Below are 18,324 nucleotides of genomic sequence, written 5' to 3'. Positions count from 1 at the left end.
GAAGGGGGCGTGTCGGGTCAGCGGGCGGATGTGGTGATGCCGCGCAGGAAGAGGCCGCGGAACACCAGGAAGAGGAGGAGGGTCGGTACGGACACGATCAGCGCGCCGGCCAGGATGACGGGCGGTCCCGTCGAGGAGTAGGCGTTGTTGAGGGTGGTGAGGGCGGCCATGACGGGCTGCACGTCGCGGCTGCGGCTGAGGGTGATGCCGAGGAGGAGGTCGTTCCAGACGGCCGTGAACTGGAAGATGAAGGCCGCGCCGAGCCCCGCCTTCATCAGCGGCACGTGGATGCGCCAGAAGATCCGCCGGAAGGACGCCCCGTCGATCAGCGCGGCCTCGGTCAACTCGGGTGACATCATGGTTATTTGATTGCGGATCAGGAAGAAGGCGAAGGGCACGGCCCAGGCCGCGTACACGAGCATCAGGCCGATCCTGGTGTCGTACAGATTGACGTCCGCGTACAGGCCGAAGAGCGGCGCGAGGAACATCTGCAGCGGGAACAGCGTGCCGGAGTAGATCAGCCAGAACCAGAACGCGGGCTTCGGGATGGGCAGGACGACGACGGCGAACGCCGCCATGGCCGCCACCAGGACGGCGACCAGGCCGCACACGACGGCATAGAGCAGCGAGGCCTGGAAGCTGTCGCCGATGCCCGCCACGTCCCAGGCGGTCCTGACGTTGTCCCACAGGGCGAAGCCCTGGACGCTCCACCCGGGCTTGCCCGCGTACTCGGCCGCCGGGGTCAGGGCGTTGACGACCAGCAGGTACAGCGGGATCAGCCAGAACACCACGCATCCGGCGACGAAGACGTTGCGCACCGCGCGTCCCATGGCCCCTCCTCAGCTCTTCGCCGTGCCGGTGTCGGGCATCTGGCGGCGCAGATACGTCCAGGACGAGGCGACGACGATCACCGAGAGGACGAGCGCGATCGCCGAGCCGTAGCCCACGTGGAACAGCTGGAACGTCTCGCGGTACATGGTCAGCGCGAGGGTCTCCGAGGAGCGGGACGGGCCGCCCTTGGTGAGGATCCAGATCATGTCGAACGCCTTGAGGCTGTTCACGATGGCCATGCCGACCACCACGACGGTCACGGCGCGCAGTTGGGGCAGGGTGATGTGGCGGAACATCCGCCAGCCGCTCGCGCCGTCCAGTTCGGCGGCCTCGACGGTCTCGCGCGGGATGGCGCGCAGCCCGATCGCGAAGAGGACGACATTCAGGCCGGTGGCCTGCCAGGTGCTCGCGACGATCATGGCGAGGGTGTTCTGCGGCCACTCAAGGAGCCAGGTCTGCGCCCAGCCGTCCAGGCCGATGCCGCGCAGCACCTGGTTGACCGCGCCGTCGGACGTCAGCATGAAGTTCCACAGGACGGCGGTGGCGGCACCCGAGATCGCGAACGGCAGCACGATGATCAGCTGCGCGATGCCGCCGAACCGCATCCGGTGGGTGGCGACGGCGATGAGGAGTCCGGCGAGAACGGGCAGGAGCAGTGTGCCCGCCACCCACATCAGGGTGTTGAGGACCGACCGGCCGAAGATCGGGTCGTCGACGAGCCGCGCATAGTTGTCGAGTCCGGTGTAGCTGCTGGTGAAGCCGTTGTCCTCGAAGAAGCTTCCGTAGACACTGCGGAAGAAGGGGTAGACGAGGAGCACGCCGACGAAGGCGAACGCGGGCAGCGCCCAGGGCAGGGCGGCGAGGGGGCCGCCGAGCCTGCCGCCGCCCGCCTTCGCGGCCTGGTGCGGGGTGCGGGTGGGCACCCTGCGGCGCACGCGCACGGTCTTCGTCGCGCCGGGTACCGGGGTCGCGGTTCCGGTCATGTCTCCTCCGCCTCCCGCCACACCTGCCAGGCGTCGTCGGCCCGGTCCTGCATGGTGCGCAGCGTCTTGCGGTACGAGGACGGGTTCAGCAGGAAGCCCGCGAGGTCGTCGACGGTGGCCTCGACCAGTTCGGGCGGGCCCTGTTCCCAGAAGCGGTTGAGGAGCCACAGCTTGTCGCCGCGCACCTTCCGGGCGAGCTTGCCGATCACGGGGTTGGCGGGCGCGACCTCCGGGTTGGGGCAGCCGTCCTGGAGGGTGTGCGAGAACGCCTTCATGACGGTGGGGTGCAGCCAGGTCCTGGTGGCCTTCAGCGCCTCGGTGCGGTCGGGGCCCTTCACGGTGGCGACGAGGGCGCTGGACTCGAAGATGACGCTGGGGCGGGCCTCCGGGTCGGCCATGGGGAGCACGAACGCGCCGAGGTTCTTGCCCGGCCTGCCGCCCGCGGCCGCGAGGGTGGAGCCGAGCCAGGTCCCGCAGGGCACCATGCCGACCTTGCCGTGCAGCATGGCGGCGGCCGCGTCGACGTGGTTCATGTCCATGGGGGTGAACCAGTCCTTGTCGAAGAACGACGCGATGGTGCGCAGCGCGCGCTCCGCCCGCGGGTCGGTGTAGCGCTCCCGGCCGTTCATCAAGTCCTGGTAGAACCGCGGGTCCTGACGGCTGAGGACCTCCTGGAACCAGATGAAGGAGGGCCAGCGCCCGTCGGCCGTGCCGTGCAGCGGGGTGATGCCCGCCTTCTTCAGGCGGGCGCAGGCGGCGTAGAACTCGGCCCAGGTGGCGGGCGGTTCGAGGCGGTGTTCCCGGAAGACCTCGGGGTTGTAGTAGAGCACCCAGTACGCGAGGTTCATCGGCAGGCCGTAGACGCGCCGCCGGTAGGTGAAGGCACCGCGCAGCGAGGCGTCGGCCCAGCCCTTGGCTACGGCGGCGTCCCACTGCCGGGTCAGGTCGACGATGCCGCCGGTGCGGGCCAGGTCCTGGAGGCGGTAGCCCGACCAGTACTTGAGCATGTCCGGGGTCCTGCGGGTCCGCAGTGAGGACTTGACGATCTGCTCGAACGACTCAAGGGACGGGTTGACCTCGGGCACGAGGCTCAGCGCCGCCACCGACTTCATGGCCGCGCCCGCGGCCGCCATGGGCTTCTCCCACGCCGCGCTGTCGCCGAGGACGGCGACCTTACCCGGGGGCTGTCCCTCGGCGGAGCCGCAGGCGGTGGCGAGCGCGCCGGTCGCGACGGTGGCGGCGGCCAGGAGCAGGGTGCGGCGTTCCAGGGGCGGCGGGCGGCGTCCGAGGGGCGGGCCCGGCGCCAGGGGCGCGCTCGGTGAAGGGTGACAACTACCTGACATGGATGACTCCCTCAGGTGTGCCTTCAGCCCGGTGTTAGCGTTAACACGGGGCGTCTTGGAGCTTCACCGCGGTGGCGCCGGATGTCAATGGGGCGCGAGCCGCTCTATCTCCCGGACGACGTGGTGGGCGTGCGGCTTGAGCTGCGGGAGAAGATCGTCCCAGCGCTCCTCCGCCGCCCCGAGGTAGACGGCACGGGCACGGCTCAGCACGGGCCGGTGCTCGGCGGGGATACGGTCCAGAACCCAGTCGGCCGCCGCGTCCTTGGACTTGATGTCGCCCGTCGCGAGGGTCGTCCAGATGCGGGCGAGGGTCAGCAGGACGTTGCGGGTGTCGGTGTCGAGCTCGGCGAGCAGCTCGGGGACGGCGGCGGCCATCGCGCGGGCGACGTCGCCCGGCGGGACCGGGTCGAGCACCTGGTCGGGTTCCGGCCCCCGGAGAGCCGCCCTCCCCCGCAGCACCATCGTGACCAGGAGCGCGAGGTCCGGGCTCGGCGCGGGCTCCGGAGTCCGGCCGCGCAGGTACGCCTCGCGCAGCCACTCTCCGTACTGGAACTCGACGCGGGGCGGGTACGTCCAGGGGCGGATGTCGTCCTGGACGGCGACGGTCAGTTCGACGGGACGCAGGGGCTCGCCCGGGGCGCCGCTGCCGGAGAGGGCGAGCAGTCCGTCGGTCAGGGCCTGGCGCTGCCCTGCCGTGGTGCGCCGCCCCGCGACGACGAACACGTCGATGTCGCTGTGCGGGCGCAGCCCGCCGAGGACGGCCGAGCCGTGCAGGTAGACCCCCACGATGTCGGCGTCGCCGAACACGTCACGAACCAGGCGGACCACGTCGTCGGTCTGCGTCATTCGCTGCTCCGTTCGTCTCGCGTCGCCCGCATCGTAGGCACCCGACGGGCCCGGCCGTCACCCGGTTCCCGAGTGGTGAGGCGTCAGAAGGGCTTGGTGGGAAGGTACTTGCCGTCCAGGGTGATCACCGCGCGCTCGCCGCCCTCGGGGTCGGCGACCTTCCGCACGTCCAGCTTGAAGTTGATCGCGCTGATGATGCCGTCGCCGAACTCCTCGTGGACCAGGGCCTTCAGCGTGGTGCCGTAGACCTGGAGCATCTCGTAGAAGCGGTAGATCGTCGGGTCGGTCGGGATGCCGCCGGAGATGGAGCCGCGGGTCGGGATCGTCTGCAGCAGGGTCGCCGCGTCGTCGTCCAGGCCGAGCAGCTCGGCGACGGCCTTCGCGGCGGGCTCGGGCAGGGCGTGCTGGCCGAGCACCGCAGCGGTGACGAAGGCGACGGACAGGCCCGCCGCGTCGGCGATCTGCTGCCAGGACAGGTCCTTGCGCACCTTGGCCTCGACGGCCTGGACCGCGAGGTTCTGGCGGGCGGTGGGGTCGAACTGGGCGTGGATCATGAGAGGGGTGTCCTTTCGGGGTCCGGGCAGGGACGGGCCCGCCACGGAGATGGTCAGGAGTTGGGGGTGCTTCAGGCCGCGGTGGCGGCCGTGAGGGGGGTGATGGCGGTGACGTCCTCGACGGCGCCCGTGGGGATGTCGTAGACCCAGCCGTGCAGCGTGAGCGCGTCGTGGGACAGGGCCCGCGCCACCGAGGGGTGTGTGGCCAGGTGGGTGAGCTGGGCCAGGACGTTGTCCCGCACCAGGGTGGCCACCCGCTCGCCGCCGGTCGCGGAGTCGGGGGTCCGGGCCAGGGCGGCGTCCGCGTGACGCAGCCAGTCGGCGACGGCCGGTGCGCCGGTCAGGTCCTGGCGTTCGGCGAGCGCGGTCATCGCCCCGCAGGCCGAGTGGCCGCACACCACGATGTCGGTGACGCCGAGGACGGATACCGCGTACTCGATGCTCGCGGCGATTCCGTCGGCGTACGGCGTATGGGCCGGGACGAGATTGCCTGCGGTGCGGATGACGAACAGCTCGCCCGGCTCGCGCTGGGTGAGCAGTTCGGGGACGACGCGGGCGTCGGAGCAGCCGATGAACAGCGTGTCCGGTGTGTGGCGGGTGGCAAGGCGCGCGAACAGCTCGGCCTTGGCCGGGAAGACGTCCCGCTGGAAGCGTTGCACTCCAGCCGCGAGGTCTCGCATGGTCACTCCCTTCGGTAGGGGTCCGCCCTGTCGGGCTGACGAGATCCACCATGCATGACCTGCATCTATAGCGTCCAAGACGCACTATCCATGACTTCCATCGATGCCATCTATAGATGGATCTATAGTGGGAGACATGGCTCCCGAACTGCGTCATCTGCGCTATCTGCTCGCCGTCGCCGAGCACGGCAACTTCACGCGGGCGGCCGAGGAGCTGCACATCTCCCAGCCGACGCTGTCCCAGCAGATCCGGCAGCTGGAGCGCGCGGTGGGCGTCCCGCTCCTGGACCGCAGCGGCCGCGCGGTGCGCCTCACCGACGCAGGCGCCGCCTACCTTCCGTACGCGCGGCGCGCTCTGCAGGACCTGGCGGCGGCCGAACGGGCCGTGCACGACGTGACGGACCTGTCCCGCGGCGCCCTGCGCCTGGCCGTGACACCCACGTTCACCGCCTACCTCGTCGGCCCGCTCACCGCCCTGCTCCACGCCCGTCACCCGGGGATCTCCCTCTACCTGCGGGAGCTCCCCCAGGAGCGGATCGAACCGGCCCTGCTAGCCGACGAACTCGACCTCGGCATCGCCTTCCAGGGCACACACCTGCCGGGTCTGTCCGCCGCGGACCTGTTCACCGAGAGCCTCAGCCTCGTGGTGGGCGACCTCCACCCGCACGCAGGGCGCACCGATCCGCTATCTCTGGACGAACTCGCCGCGGTCCGGCTCGCGCTGCTCAGCGGCGACTTCGCGACGCGCGTGCACATCGACGCCCATTTCACCCGGCACGCGGTGCGGCCGGACGTCGCCGTGGAGGCCACCTCGATCAACGCCCTCACCGAGATCGTCCGGTACTCGCCGCTGGCCACGGTCCTGCCCGACGCCCTCACCCGCGACCGCCCCGGCCTGCACACCGTCCCGCTCGACCCCGCCCTGCCCGCGCGTACGGTCACGCTGCTGCACCGCGAAAGCGGCTATCGGAGCGCCGCCGCGCGAGCCTTCACCGGGCTGGCCCACGAGTGGTCCCAGACGCAACTGGCGAACCAAGAACATCAGTTGAAGGGTTGACGGAGACCCGACAATCAGTAAGGTCTAGGCCAATGAGTCGACCGAGGCGCCCGGTTGCCTCTTCCCCCTCATCCCCCCATGCCCAGAGGGAGCAGAGATGCATTCGAAGCGGAAACTGGCCGCGATCATCGGCGCGGGCTTCGCACCCGTACTGGTCCTGACCACGGTCTCCCCTGCCGGAGCCCACGGCTACGTCAACTCGCCCCCGAGCCGACAGGCCCAGTGCGCGGCCGGCACCGTGGCGTGCGGCGACATCACCCACGAGCCGCAGAGCGTCGAGGGCCCCAAGGGCCAGACGACCTGCAGCGGAGGCAACGACCGGTTCGCCGAGCTCGACGACGACAGCAAGGGGTGGCAGACGACCGACGTCGGCTCCTCCCAGGACTTCAGCTGGAAGCTGACGGCACGTCACAGCACCAGCACCTGGCAGTACTTCGTCGGCGGCAACAAGATCGCCGAGGTCGACGACGGCGGCGCCCAGCCGGGCGAGACCGTCACCCACAAGGTCGACTTCGGCGGGCTCACCGGGAAGCAGAAGGTTCTCGCCGTGTGGAACATCGCGGACACCGCGAACGCGTTCTACGCCTGTATCGACGTGAACATCAAAGGCTGAGGAGACCCGAGGAGATTCGCCTCGGCCGAATGGATCCCTGAGGGATGACTGAGGGATCCTGAGGTGGTCCCCCACATTTGCCACCTCGCCCGTTTCGCCGGACCACGATCGGTCCGGCGGAACGGGCTTTTTTTATTTTGCACTCCATGTGTTTAGCGGCGCTTCGACAGGACACCCGGAGTCCAGGAGCGGTTGATCATTGCGACTCCCTCCGATAATCATCATCCTGCACTGCAGGCATCGATCTAGGAGTCCTGAATGAACAACGAAATGTGGAGCTACGTTCCGACCGCCGGTCACGGCCCCGACAGTGATCTGACGGGTTACAAGGTCGAGGCGGCGGACGGCCATATCGGAAAGGTCGACAAGCATTCCGACGAGGTGGCCAATCAGTACATCGTCGTCGACACCGGTGTGTGGATCTTCGGCAAGGAGGTCCTGCTCCCTGCCAGCACCGTCACGGCCATCGACAACGAAGAGCGGCGCATCCTGGTCTCGCTCACGAAGGAGCAGATCAAGAACGCGCCCGAGTTCGACAAGGAAAAGCACCTCGGCGACCCGGCCTACCGCGATCAGCTCGGCGGGTATTACGGATCCGGTCACTGAAACGGACCGAGAAACTCTAGCCGTTCGGAGAGTTTCAAGAGTTCCTGAGAGTTGCCAAGAGTTTCCGAGAGTTGGAGGATCCATGATCGCACTCGGCCTCATCCTGCTCGTCATCGGTCTGCTGGCCGGTGTGTCCATCCTCTGGACCATCGGCGTCGCACTCCTCGTCATCGGTGCGGTTCTGTGGGTCCTCGGCACTGCGGGACACGCGGTGGGCGGCCGAAAGCATTATTGGTGAAATGTAAATGCGGGAAGGGGCCCGGGCCGTAGCCCGGGCCCCTTCCTGTTCCCGGCAGCCGGGTGCGGCCCGTGTGACCTCACGGGCCGCACCCGGCTGCGCGGGCTTGTCACCCAAGTGCCAAGACTCCGGACAGGGATGCGCATGTGCGCGCGTAGTGAGCTGCAAGATCGTGAACTACGTTGCACGAGCTCCACCCCCCACGCACCCCTCCCCGGAGGAGAACCCTCATGCGCATGCCCAGACCGCATCGCACAGTGGCAGCCGTGGCCGCCGTCACGGGAATCGCCGCACTCGGCCTCGGCGCAGGTCCTGCCGCCGCCGCTCCCGACACCCGGGATCCCTTGCACTACGTCGCCCTCGGCGACAGCTACAGCGCCGGGTCGGGCGTGCTGCCCCTCGACCCCGGCGCGCCCCTCCTGTGCGCCCGCACCTCGCTGAACTACCCGCACCTCCTCGCCTCCTCGCTCGGCGCCCGCCTCACCGACGTGACCTGCGGCGGCGCCCAGACGACGCACTTCACCACGTCCCAGTACCCGGGGGTCGCCCCGCAATTCGACGCGCTGAAGAGCGACACGGAGCTGGTGACGCTCACCATCGGCGGCAACGACAACAGCACGTTCATCAACGCGATCCTCGCCTGCGGCAGCGCGGGCATCGTCTCGGGCGGCAGGGGCAGCCCCTGCAAGGACCTCTACGGCAGCAAGTTCACGGACCAGATCGACGCGACGACGTACCCGGCGATCAAGAACTCGCTGAGCCGGATCAAGGCGAAGTCACCGAAGGCGAAGGTCGCGATTCTCGGCTACCCCTGGATCACCCCCGCGAAGGCCGAGCCCGGCTGCTTCGCCAAGATGCCCATCGCGGAAGGCGACGTGCCCTACCTCCGGGATCTGCAGGCGCACTTGAACGGCGCCGCGCAGCAGGCCGCCGCGGAGACCGGCACGACGTTCGTCGACATGGCCGCCGCGTCCGACGCGCACGACGCCTACCGGCCGGTGGGCCAGCGCTGGATCGAGCCGGTCCTCTTCGGCACGAACTTCGTCCCCGTGCATCCCAACGCCATCGGCGAGGCCGGGATGGCCAAGCAGACGGCCAAGGCCTTGAACCTGTCCTGACCCGCACGCCCCGCATTGACCCGCCCTTAACCGCTGAACCCGCCCTTACCGGACGCCCGCCGCACAGGCCGCACACAGGGCCTGAGATCCTTGCCGGGTGAACGGGATCAAGTGGCCTACCAGCAACAACCGCTCCGAGCGGACCGATGAGACCCCTTCGGCGCGGCCGACCGGCGGCGCCGCAAGGGGCCGGGCCCTGCGGGCCGGTCTGGGCGGCACGCTGCTGCTGGCGCTCCTCGTCGGATGCTCGACCGCCGGATCCGACACCTCCGCCGGGTCCGGCGCATCCACCGGATCCGGCGCGGACGACGTCCGGCAGCCGCCCGTCGACGCGAAGTTCGACTATCAGCTGGGCGGCCCGTACGCGCCCCCCGCCAAGGTGCGCGCCGTCTCCCGCGACCGCACGGCCGACCCCGCCCCCGGCCTCTACAACATCTGCTACGTCAACGCCTTCCAGACCCAGCCCGGCAAGAAGGCGAAGCGCTGGTGGCAGCGCGAACACGGCGACCTCCTGCTGCGCGACGACGAGGGACGGACGGTCGTCGACGAGGACTGGCAGGAGCCCCTGCTCGACATCTCGACCCGGAAGAAGCGCGAGGCGCTCGCCGAGATCGTCGGGAAGTGGATCGACGGCTGCGCGGAGGCGGGCTTCGACGCGGTGGAGCCCGACAACCTCGACTCCTACGAACGCTCCGACGGCCTGCTCACCACCGACGACGCGGCGGCCTTCGCCCGGCTCCTCGCCCAGCGCGCGCACAGCAAGGGCCTGGCCATCGCGCAGAAGAACACCACCGACCTCCTCGACGAGCGCAAGCGGATCGGCTTCGACTTCGCGGTGACCGAGGAGTGCGCCCGCTACAAGGAGTGCCCCGACTTCGCGTCCGCGTACGACGGGAAGGTCTTCGACATCGAGTACGTGACGAAGGACTTCGACACCGCCTGCCGCGCCTGGGGCAAGAAGCTGTCCATCACCCTGCGCGACCGTGACGTCCTGCCTGCGGGCGAGGACGGGCACGTGTACCGGCACTGCTGATACCGGCACCGCGCACACCGTGCAGTATCGGGAGGGGCCGCCCGGCGCGGCGCCCTCCACCGACCGGAAGGATTTCCTTGCCCACCAAGACACTGCAGATTCCCACCGCGGACGGCAGCGCGGACGCCTTCGCCGCCTTCCCCGAGGGCGGCGAGCGGCACCCCGGAGTACTGCTGTACCCGGACGCGTTCGGCCTGCGGCCCGAGCTGGAGCAGAAGGCCCGCGAACTCGCCGGGCACGGGTATTACGTGCTCGTACCCAACCTCTACTACCGGCACGGACCGGCCCCCGTGCTCGAACTCCCCGCGCACATCGGCGCGGAGGAGCGGCCCGCGGTCTTCGCCCAGGCGATGCCCCTGGTCGAGGCCCACACCACCGAGCGCGTCCTGCGCGACGCCGACGCCTACCTCGGGTTCCTCACCGCCCAGCCCGAGGTCGGCCCCGGACCGGTCGCCGCGATCGGCTACTGCCTGGGCGCCGCCCTGGCGATGCGCACCGCCACGGCCCACCCCGGCCTGGTGGCCGCCGTCGCCGGATTCCACCCCGGCTTCCTGGTCACCGAGGCACCCGACAGCCCGCACCGCCTCGCCCACGAGCTCACCGCGGAGGTCCACCTCGGCCTCGCCGAAGGGGACTTGACGCCCGAGGCGATCAGCGAGCTCGACCAGGCATTCGACGCCGCAGGGGTCGGCCACACCACCGAGATCTACCCCGGCACCGTCCACGGCTTCACCATGTCCGACACCGACGCCTTCGACCCCGCGGCGCTGCGGCGCCACTGGGAGCGGCTGCTCCCGCTGCTCGACCGCACCCTCGGCAAGAACTGAGCCCCGCCCGCAGGCGGTCAGCCCGCGGGCTTCGGCCCCGCCACCAGCTCGGCCAGCTCCTCCGCCGTGCGCGGCCCTTCACCTGCTCCGGTCGGCAGGCCGTGCGCGCGGAGCAGCTCTCCGACGGCGATCCCCCACGGCAGGTGCAGGCCCGCCTGCGCCAGGAGGTCCCGTTGCCCGAGCATCTCGGTGACCGGGCCGGTCCGTACGCCGGAGGGGGTGAGCAGCGCCGCGTCGTCGGCCCAGCGCAGGGCCAGGTCCACGTCGTGGGTCGCCATCACCACGGTCGTGCCCGCGTCCCGCAGCCCTTGCAGGGTGGCGAGCAGGCGCTCCTGGCCGTCGGGGTCGAGCCCGGCGGTCGGCTCGTCGAGGATGAGGACGCGGGGGCGCATCGCGACGGCACCGGCGATGGCCGTCCGCTTCCGCTGGCCGTAGGAGAGGAGATGGGTGGGCCGGTCGGCGAGCGCGACGATGTCGAGGGCGGCGAGCGACTCGGCGACCCGGGCGCGGACCTCGGGGTCGGGCAGGCCGAGGTTGAGCGGGCCGAAGGACACGTCCTGCTCGACCGAGGCGGCGAACAGCTGGTCGTCGGGGTCCTGGACGACCAGCTGGACGGTCGTACGCAGCCGGGTCAGGCCCTTGCGGTCGTACGTGACGGGGGCGCCCTCCAGGGTCAAGTTCCCCCGGTCCGGGCGCAGTCCGCCGCTGAGCAGGCGCATCAGGGTCGTCTTGCCGCTGCCGTTGCGCCCGAGGAGCGCGAGCGCGCGCCCCTCGACGACGTCGAAGTCCAGGCCGCTGAGCACGGTGGGCCCGTCCTCGTACGCGTACGCCGCCGCTTGCAGGGCGACCACGGACCCGCGGGGTCCGCTGGGAGCGTCCGGCTCGCGAAGAGCCCTCGGCTCACTCATGGCAGGAACCTTTCCAGTACGAGGGTGAGGGCCACCAGGCCCACGAGAAGTGCCGCGCCCGCCGTGATGAAGGGGCGCGAGATGCGGGCCTCGGGCACCAGGACGCGCAGGGTGCCGTCGTAGCCGCGGCCCGCGAGCCCGGCCTGCAGACGGCTCGCCCGGTCGAAGGCGCGCACGAACGCGGTGGCGCCGAGACCTGCGAGGGAGCGCCAGGTGGCGGCGCGGGTGGTGTGCCCGAGCCGGGCGGCCTGCGCCTGCCGGATGCGGCTCATGGAGTCCAGGAGCAGGAAACTCATCCGGTAGGTGACGAGTGCGACGTCCACGACCGGTGCGGGCACGCCCGCTTTCACCAGGCGGGGCAGCAGGTCCGACATCGGTGTGGTGAAGGCGAAAAGCAGCACGCCGAGCGAGGCGGCGGAGGTCCGCAGGAGCAGCCCGCCCGCACGCGCCGGACCGCCCTCCGCGAAGGTCACGAACCCTTCGGGGCCGCCGACTTGGACGAGCAGGGTGAGTGCGCCGGTGACACAGAAGCCGAGCGGCACGCGGTAGGCGCGCCACAGCTTGCGGGGCGGCACACCGGCGGGGCCGAGCAGCAGGACGACTGCGGCGGCCAGGACCAGGACGGCGCCCGGCCAGGGCGGCAGCGAGATGGCGAGGATCGTGAGGCCGAGCCCGAGCACGGCCTTGTCCACGGGGTGCCGGCGGCGCCAGCGACTGCTGTGCGCCGCCGCATCGAGGGGCAGCACGCCGGGTCAGACCTGCTCGGTCTCGGCCCGGGCACCGTCCGCGCCGACCGGCGCGTCCGGCCCGGCAGCCCGCTCCGCACGCGCCTGTTCCGCACGCGCCTGTTCCGCGCCTTGCTTGCGGCCCTTGCGCAGCCCGAAGTAGTAGGCGAGGACGCCCGCGCCGAGGGCGGCCTGCAGGGCGAAGAGCGCCGACTCGACCTCCCCGGACGGGGGTTCGTACAGCGGCGAGAACCACGGCTCGTAGTCCGGCTTGATCTCGGTGATCGCCGTCTCGGCCTGGGCATCGGCCCCGGCGAACGGCTCCTCCTCGTCGTCGCCGAGTCCCAGCGCGATCGGCAGCACGGCGAGCGCGGCCACGATGAGGAGCAGCAGGGTGTTGATCTTCGCGTTGCGGCTCATCAGGCACTGGCCCCCGTCTGCGTCTCGGTCGACTTTGTCGGCTCGGCCGACTTGCTCGGTTCGGTCGGCTTGGTCGTCACGTCCGTCTGCTTGCGCTGCAGCAGCACGCCGAGGCGCGTGAGTTCGCCCTTGCTCGACTGCACGAGGAGCCGCATCACCAGGACGGTGAGGAGTCCTTCGCTGACCGCAAGCGGAATCTGCGTGACGGCGAAGATGCCGCCGAACTTGCCCAGGGCGCCGAGGAAGCCGCTGCTGGGGTCGGGGAACGCCAGGGCCAGCTGGACGCTGGTGACGCAGTACGTGGACAGGTCGGCGACGAACGCGCCGAAGAACACGGCGACCATGAGCGGCACGTCGTACCGCTTGAGGAGCCGGTAGACCGCGTATCCCGCCCAGGGCCCGACGATCGCCATGGAGAACACGTTGGCGCCCAGGGTGGTGAGCCCGCCGTGGGCGAGCAGCAGCGCCTGGAAGAGCAGGGTGATGGTGCCGAGCACCGTCATGATCGGTGGCCGGAACAGGATCGCCCCGAGTCCGGTCCCCGTCGGGTGCGAGCAACTGCCCGTCACAGAAGGGATCTTCAGGGCGGAAAGGACGAACGTGAAGGCTCCGGAGGCGCCGAGGAGCAGGGTGCTCTCCGGGTGTTCCTTGACTTCACGGGTCAGGGAGCGGACTCCGTGTACGACGAACGGCGCGGACGCTACGCCCCAGGCGATCGCGTGCGCCGGTGGGAGGAAACCCTCGGCTATGTGCATGGCTCGGCAGACCCTCTCCAGCACCTCGTGGATGGACAACGCGCCTTGGCCGGTCTCCTGGCTGACGGGTCGTACCGACCGGACTCCGCCTTCCCGGGCACGTGAGTACCCAGTGGCTGCCGCGAGGGCTGGAGCCGGACTTCCCGATCACAGTGGCGAGGGCCGCACCGGCATCACACCGGATTTCCCGTTCACCAAGGCGTGGCGACATTAGTGCGCAACGGACGTGCTGACAACTTGCGGGCTCGTTGCGCCGGTGGCACGCGCGAGCGCGCATACACCACGTGCGCCCCTGTTCAGAGGCTGTGCACCGAGTTGGCAGGTGGCGTGGAGCGGACGCGGCAGGGGGGCGCACAGGGGACGCAGAAGTGGGTCTGGAGCCGTCAGCTCCGGGCGTCCGGCGGCGGGGGCGGCTTCGGCGCTCCGCGCGGGGGTGCGATCTTCGCGTACGCGACGGGGGATCCGGCGGCGGCCGGGACCTTCTCCGCGGCGCGGTCCGGGTTCGGCGGCAGCAGTACGTCACGGCGGGCACCCGGGTCCCAGCCGGTCTCCACGACGCGCTTCTGCACGACGATCGCGCCGAAGAGGACGGCCACGCCGATCAGCAGCATCAGGACGAACCCGCCAGTCTCCTCCGTCTTGGCCGCATAACCGACGAGTGTGCCGAACCAGCCGAAGTCGGCGCCCCCGAAGGTGGTGTTCTCCTCCCCGAAGGCGCCGAGGACCTTCAGGAGCAGCGCGGGCAGGAAGGTGATGATGACGCCGTTGACGAAGGCGCCGAGGGCCGCGCCGCGGCGGCCGCCGGTCACGTTGCCGTAGCCCCCGGCCGCGCGCCGGTGAAGAAGTGCGGGACCAGACCGGGCAGGACGAGGGCGAGTCCGAAGGCCGGGTGGAAGATCCAGGCGAGCAGGCAGAGGCTGACGAGGCCGCCGACGAAGCTGGAGATGAAGCCGATGGGGACGGCGTTCTGTGCGTAGGGGAAGACGATGGGCGCGTCGAGGGAGGGGACCGCGCCGGGCCCCAGTTTCCTGGCGATGCCCTGGAAGGCCGGGACGAGTTCGCCGAGGATCGTGCGGACGCCGAAGAGGATCACGGCGACGGCGATGCCGAACTGGAGGCCCTGCATGTTCGCGCCAGTCGGCCGCGGGCGCGTCGAAGGGCACGGCTGCCACGGGGAGGATCTCGTTCAGCGCTGCCATGTCCATGATTCTCTCCGACGCGCGCGGCCCGGCACGTCCGCAGCGCCGTTCGGGGCGGAGCCACGCTGGGGCGCCCCCGGAAAGAGTGACCTGGCGAGGGTGGATGGCCCAGGGGTGATTGGCCCCACCGCTGCGGGAGGTACATCTGCGGCTGCACCGCCACGGACCCTGCGGCGGCCGCACCGCCACGAATGGAGACGCCTTGAAGGCAGCAACGACAGTCCGGGCCACCCGCCGCACCCGGATCGGCGCGAAAGTGCTCGCGCTGGTCGCCACGGCCTCGCTCACCGTGGGCGCACCCTCCTACGCGAGCGCCCCCGCCTCCGAGGACGCCCCCGCCCCCCGGAGCACCTCGCCCTTCACCGGGCAGTCCGCACGGCAGAACCCGGTCCTCGCCGTGAAGTTCGACAACGCGCGCCGGGCCCGGCCGCACACCGGTCTCGACCGGGCGGACATCGTGTACGTGGAGAAGGTCGAGGGCGGGATGAGCCGCCTGATGGGCGTGTACTCCAGCAAACTCCCCCACGCCGTCGGGCCGGTGCGCAGCGCCCGTGAGTCGGACATCGAGCTGCTGCGTCAGTTCGGGCGGCCCGCCCTCGCCTACTCCGGGGTGCGCAGCGCGCTGCAGAAGGTGCTGAGGAACTCCTCGCTGTACGCCCGCTCGCACGGCCGGCTGCCCGGTGCGTACTTCCGCCAGAGCGGGCGCCCCGCCCCGCACAACCTCTTCGTGCGGCCGAAGGCGGTGCTGCGCTCGGCGCCGCGGGCCGACCGCCCGGCCGACATCGGCTTCCGCTTCGGCCCGGCCCCGGCGGGCGGTGCCCGCACCGCGGCCAGGACCGTCCGGTACCCCTCCGCAAGCCACACCTTCCGCTGGTCGCCGCGGCAGGGCCGCTGGCTCGCGTCCTTCGACGGCGTCCCGGCCCGCAGCACGTCGGGCGGGCAACTCGGGGCCCGCACCATCGTGATCCAGTACGTGAACATGCGTCCGTCGCGCTTCAAGGACGTCAACGGCGCGGTGACGCCGTACATCGAGACGGTCGGCCGCGGCAAGGCGCTGGTGCTGCGGAACGGCAAGCGCTACCTGACCCGCTGGGAGCGTTCCGCGGCCACCGGCGGCACCACGTTCACCCGGCCGAACGGGCAGCCGATGCCCTTCGCCCCGGGCCAGGTCTGGATGGTCTACGCGGACCGCCACTGACCCGCGGGAAAGACCGAACGGGCCGGTCGGGGCACTCCCCCCACTTCAGGGGTGTCCCGACCGGCCCGCTCAGCGAGGACCGCGGTGTGTCACCTGCCCACAGGGGCCAGTTCCCGGTCCGTCTCGGCGTCAGGCGTGCCCGTGTCGCCGAGGTTCTTGTGGAGCTTCTCGCCCTCCACGTCCACGTTCGGCAGCGCCCTGTCCAGCCAGCGCGGCAGCCACCAGGCGGACTTGCCGAGCAGTGCGAGGACGGCGGGCACGATCGCCATGCGGACGACGAAGGCGTCGAAGAGGACGGCGATCGCCAGGCCGAAGCCCATCATCTTGATCATGTCGTCGTTCTCCATGATGAAGCCGGAGAAGACGCTCATCATGATGATCGCGGCCGCGGCCACGACCCGTCCGCCGTGGGTGAAGCCGGTCACGACCGACTCGCCGGGGCGCGCCCCGTGGACGTACGCCTCGCGCATCCGCGTCACGAGGAAGACCTCGTAGTCCATCGCCAGGCCGAACACCACGCCGATCATGAAGATCGGCATCATGCTCATGATCGGGCCCGGCTGGTCGACGCCCACGACGTCGGCGAGCCAGCCCCACTGGAAGACCGCGACCACGGCGCCGAGCGCGGCGGCCACCGAGAGCAGGAAGCCGAGCGCCGCCTTGAGCGGGACCAGGATCGAGCGGAACACCAGCATCAGGAGCAGGAAGGCGAGTCCGACGACCAGGCCGAGGTAGGGCAGGAGCGCGTCGTCCAGCGTCTGGGAGAAGTCGATGGTCATCGCGGTCTGGCCGGTGACCAGGATCTCGGAGCCGGTGTCGGCCCCGATGCCGTCGGCGGTCGAGCGGAGCGACTTGACCAGTTCCTCGGTCTTGTGGTCGCTCGGGCCGGTCTTGGGGATGACGTTCAGGATCGCGGTGTCGCCGGCCTTGTTGGCCTGGGCGGGCGTCACGGCGGCGACGCCGTCGATCTTGGCGATCGAGTCGCCGACGGTCTTGGCAGCGCCCGCCACGTCGGAGTCCTTGCTGACCGTGACCATCAGCGGGCCGTTGAAGCCTGCGCCGAAGGACTCGGACAGCATGTCGTAGGCCTTGCGCTGCGTGGTGTCCGGCGCCGACGTGCCCTCGTCGGGCAGGCCGAGCTCCAGGCTGGCCGCGGGCACGGCCACGGCGCCGAGGCCGAGGACGGCGACCAGGAGCACGGAGAGCGGGTGGCGCAGCACGAAGCGGGCCCAGCGGGTGCCGAGCTTCGGCTTGGCGTTCGGGTCGCGCAGCTCGCTCGCGGACTTCTTGCGGTCCTTGCGGCGCAGCACCTTGCGGCCCGCGAAGCCGAGCAGCGCGGGGATCATGGTGAGCGCGATGAGGACGGCGATCACGACGGTGGCCGCCGCGGCCAGACCCATCTTGGTGAGGATCGGGATGTTGACGATCGCGAGGCCGGACAGGGCGACGACGACGGTGAGGCCGGCGAACACGACGGCAGAGCCTGCGGTTCCGGTCGCCCGGCCCGCGGCTTCCTCCGGTTCGCGGCCCTCGGCTATCTCCGCTCGGTAGCGGGAGACGATGAAGAGGGCGTAGTCGATGCCGACGGCGAGGCCGATCATCATCGCAAGCGTGGAGGTCGTGGCGGAGAGGTCGAGGACGCTGCCGAGCGCCGCGATGCCGGAGATGCCGATGCCGACACCGATGATCGCGGTCAGCAGCGGCATGCCCGCGGCGACCATCGAACCGAAGGTGATGATCAGGACGACCGCGGAGATGGCGATGCCGATGAGTTCGGCGCTGCCACCCATCTCCTGCTCGGCCATGACGGCGTCACCGCCGGTCTCGACCGTGAGTCCGGCGTCGCGGGTGGTGTCGGTCGCCTTGGTCAGCGCGTCCCGGGCCTTGTCGGTGAGCTCGGTGGCGGCGACCTTGTAGGTGACCGAGGTGTAGACGGTGCTGCCGTCCTTGCTGACGGTCTTGGCCTTGTAGGGGTCGTCGACGCTCGACACCTGCGGGCCCTTGCCGATGGCCGCGACGAGCCGGTCGACCTCGCTCTTGGGCTGTCCCTCGGTGATCTTCTTGCCCTCGGGGGCGCGGATCACGACACGGGCGCTGGCTCCTTCGGCGCTGGCGTCGGGGAAGTTCTTCTCGAGGCGGTCGAAGGCCTTCTGGGACTCCGTTCCCGGCATCGAGAAGGAGTCTTCGGGCGGGGAAGGAGCGGCCGACGAGGCGAAGATGGCGCCGGCCAGCGCCACCACCCACAGCAGCGCCACGTAGCGGCGCCGCCGGAAGGCGAGGCGGCCTAGTTTGTACAGGAACGTAGCCACGGCGAAGGGGACTCCCGTCGGGTTCAGCAGGCAGGGACGACCCACTGCCAATGCGATCGCCGCACGTCAGGGGGTCCAGCA

At 70.6% G+C, this 18,324-nt stretch carries 19 protein-coding genes, 1 pseudogene and 1 riboswitch; of the genes and pseudogenes, 8 read left to right on the top strand and 12 right to left on the bottom strand.

Going from position 1 to position 18,324, the window contains the following annotated elements:
- Window positions 1–17 precede the first annotated feature (17 nt).
- From AC068B_RS27775 to AC068B_RS27750, 6 genes are all read right to left on the bottom strand, one after another.
- Window positions 18–830, bottom strand: coding sequence for a carbohydrate ABC transporter permease (locus AC068B_RS27775; RefSeq protein ID WP_478674351.1), 813 nt, complete (start codon window positions 828–830; stop codon window positions 18–20).
- Between the two features lie 9 nt (window positions 831–839).
- Window positions 840–1,814: a carbohydrate ABC transporter permease gene (locus AC068B_RS27770; RefSeq protein WP_478674350.1), complete on the bottom strand. Its 975-nt coding sequence runs from the start codon at window positions 1,812–1,814 to the stop codon at window positions 840–842.
- Window positions 1,811–3,157, bottom strand: a complete 1,347-nt coding sequence (locus tag AC068B_RS27765) for an ABC transporter substrate-binding protein (RefSeq protein WP_478674349.1) — start codon at window positions 3,155–3,157, stop codon at window positions 1,811–1,813. Before AC068B_RS27765 ends, AC068B_RS27770 begins: the two co-directional genes overlap by 4 nt.
- 84 nt (window positions 3,158–3,241) lie before the next feature.
- Entirely contained in the window at window positions 3,242–4,003 is a 762-nt protein-coding gene (locus AC068B_RS27760; protein WP_478674348.1) for an aminoglycoside adenylyltransferase family protein, read from the bottom strand.
- 83 nt (window positions 4,004–4,086) lie between these two features.
- Entirely contained in the window at window positions 4,087–4,557 is a 471-nt protein-coding gene (gene cynS, locus AC068B_RS27755) for a cyanase (protein ID WP_478674347.1), read from the bottom strand.
- 71 nt (window positions 4,558–4,628) lie between these two features.
- A complete protein-coding gene (locus AC068B_RS27750; RefSeq protein ID WP_478674346.1) occupies window positions 4,629–5,237 on the bottom strand; it encodes a carbonic anhydrase in 609 nt (202 codons plus the stop codon).
- Window positions 5,238–5,373: 136 nt separating this feature from the next.
- Here AC068B_RS27750 and cynR point away from each other — a divergent pair, with 136 nt between their 5' ends.
- From cynR to AC068B_RS27715, 7 genes are all read left to right on the top strand, one after another.
- Window positions 5,374–6,294, top strand: coding sequence for a transcriptional regulator CynR (gene cynR / locus AC068B_RS27745; RefSeq protein WP_478674345.1), 921 nt, complete (start codon window positions 5,374–5,376; stop codon window positions 6,292–6,294).
- Between the two features lie 97 nt (window positions 6,295–6,391).
- Complete coding sequence (locus AC068B_RS27740) at window positions 6,392–6,907, top strand: lytic polysaccharide monooxygenase auxiliary activity family 9 protein (RefSeq protein ID WP_356267613.1); 516 nt, start codon at window positions 6,392–6,394, stop codon at window positions 6,905–6,907.
- 258 nt (window positions 6,908–7,165) lie between these two features.
- Complete coding sequence (locus tag AC068B_RS27735) at window positions 7,166–7,513, top strand: PRC-barrel domain-containing protein (protein WP_042820572.1); 348 nt, start codon at window positions 7,166–7,168, stop codon at window positions 7,511–7,513.
- Between the two features lie 82 nt (window positions 7,514–7,595).
- Window positions 7,596–7,751 (top strand): DUF6131 family protein, encoded by a 156-nt coding sequence (locus AC068B_RS27730; protein ID WP_356267617.1) that lies wholly within the window; start codon window positions 7,596–7,598, stop codon window positions 7,749–7,751.
- A 236-nt stretch (window positions 7,752–7,987) separates the two neighbouring features.
- On the top strand, window positions 7,988–8,869 hold the full coding sequence (locus tag AC068B_RS27725) for an SGNH/GDSL hydrolase family protein (RefSeq protein WP_478674344.1): 882 nt from the start codon (window positions 7,988–7,990) through the stop codon (window positions 8,867–8,869).
- 106 nt (window positions 8,870–8,975) lie between these two features.
- Window positions 8,976–9,902, top strand: a complete 927-nt coding sequence (locus AC068B_RS27720; protein ID WP_478674485.1) for an endo alpha-1,4 polygalactosaminidase — start codon at window positions 8,976–8,978, stop codon at window positions 9,900–9,902.
- A gap of 77 nt (window positions 9,903–9,979) precedes the next feature.
- The gene (locus tag AC068B_RS27715; protein WP_478674343.1) at window positions 9,980–10,729 is read left to right on the top strand and encodes a dienelactone hydrolase family protein; all 750 of its coding nucleotides are present in this window, start codon (window positions 9,980–9,982) and stop codon (window positions 10,727–10,729) included.
- Window positions 10,730–10,746: 17 nt separating this feature from the next.
- Here the strand turns inward: AC068B_RS27715 and AC068B_RS27710 are convergent, their stop codons facing one another.
- The 5 genes and pseudogenes from AC068B_RS27710 to AC068B_RS27690 form a co-directional block, all read right to left on the bottom strand.
- Window positions 10,747–11,637, bottom strand: a complete 891-nt coding sequence (locus AC068B_RS27710) for an energy-coupling factor ABC transporter ATP-binding protein (protein WP_478674342.1) — start codon at window positions 11,635–11,637, stop codon at window positions 10,747–10,749.
- Window positions 11,634–12,383: a cobalt ECF transporter T component CbiQ gene (gene cbiQ, locus AC068B_RS27705; RefSeq protein WP_478674341.1), complete on the bottom strand. Its 750-nt coding sequence runs from the start codon at window positions 12,381–12,383 to the stop codon at window positions 11,634–11,636. The genes AC068B_RS27710 and cbiQ overlap by 4 nt, the downstream gene beginning before the upstream one ends.
- Before the next feature lie 6 nt (window positions 12,384–12,389).
- Window positions 12,390–12,782: an energy-coupling factor ABC transporter substrate-binding protein gene (locus AC068B_RS27700; RefSeq protein ID WP_478674340.1), complete on the bottom strand. Its 393-nt coding sequence runs from the start codon at window positions 12,780–12,782 to the stop codon at window positions 12,390–12,392.
- The gene (locus AC068B_RS27695; RefSeq protein ID WP_478674339.1) at window positions 12,782–13,537 is read right to left on the bottom strand and encodes an energy-coupling factor ABC transporter permease; all 756 of its coding nucleotides are present in this window, start codon (window positions 13,535–13,537) and stop codon (window positions 12,782–12,784) included. The genes AC068B_RS27700 and AC068B_RS27695 overlap by 1 nt, the downstream gene beginning before the upstream one ends.
- Before the next feature lie 30 nt (window positions 13,538–13,567).
- Window positions 13,568–13,751: riboswitch (cobalamin riboswitch) on the bottom strand.
- 169 nt (window positions 13,752–13,920) lie between these two features.
- Window positions 13,921–14,663: pseudogene (locus AC068B_RS27690) on the bottom strand (PTS transporter subunit IIC); the annotation flags it as partial.
- Between the two features lie 275 nt (window positions 14,664–14,938).
- Between AC068B_RS27690 and AC068B_RS27685 the strand changes: the two are divergent.
- Window positions 14,939–15,934: a DUF3048 domain-containing protein gene (locus tag AC068B_RS27685; protein ID WP_478674338.1), complete on the top strand. Its 996-nt coding sequence runs from the start codon at window positions 14,939–14,941 to the stop codon at window positions 15,932–15,934.
- Window positions 15,935–16,023: 89 nt separating this feature from the next.
- On the opposite strand, the gene AC068B_RS27680 is transcribed toward AC068B_RS27685, so the two are convergent.
- Window positions 16,024–18,243 carry an MMPL family transporter gene (locus AC068B_RS27680; RefSeq protein WP_478674337.1) on the bottom strand — a complete coding sequence of 740 codons (2,220 nt, stop codon included), beginning with the start codon at window positions 18,241–18,243 and terminating at the stop codon, window positions 16,024–16,026.
- Window positions 18,244–18,324: the final 81 nt, after the last annotated feature.

The sequence above is a fragment of the Streptomyces sp. NPDC042371 genome, assembly GCF_056437465.1.
Note: the sequence above shows the minus strand (reverse complement) of the source record. Positions and strands in the feature narration are given on the sequence as shown.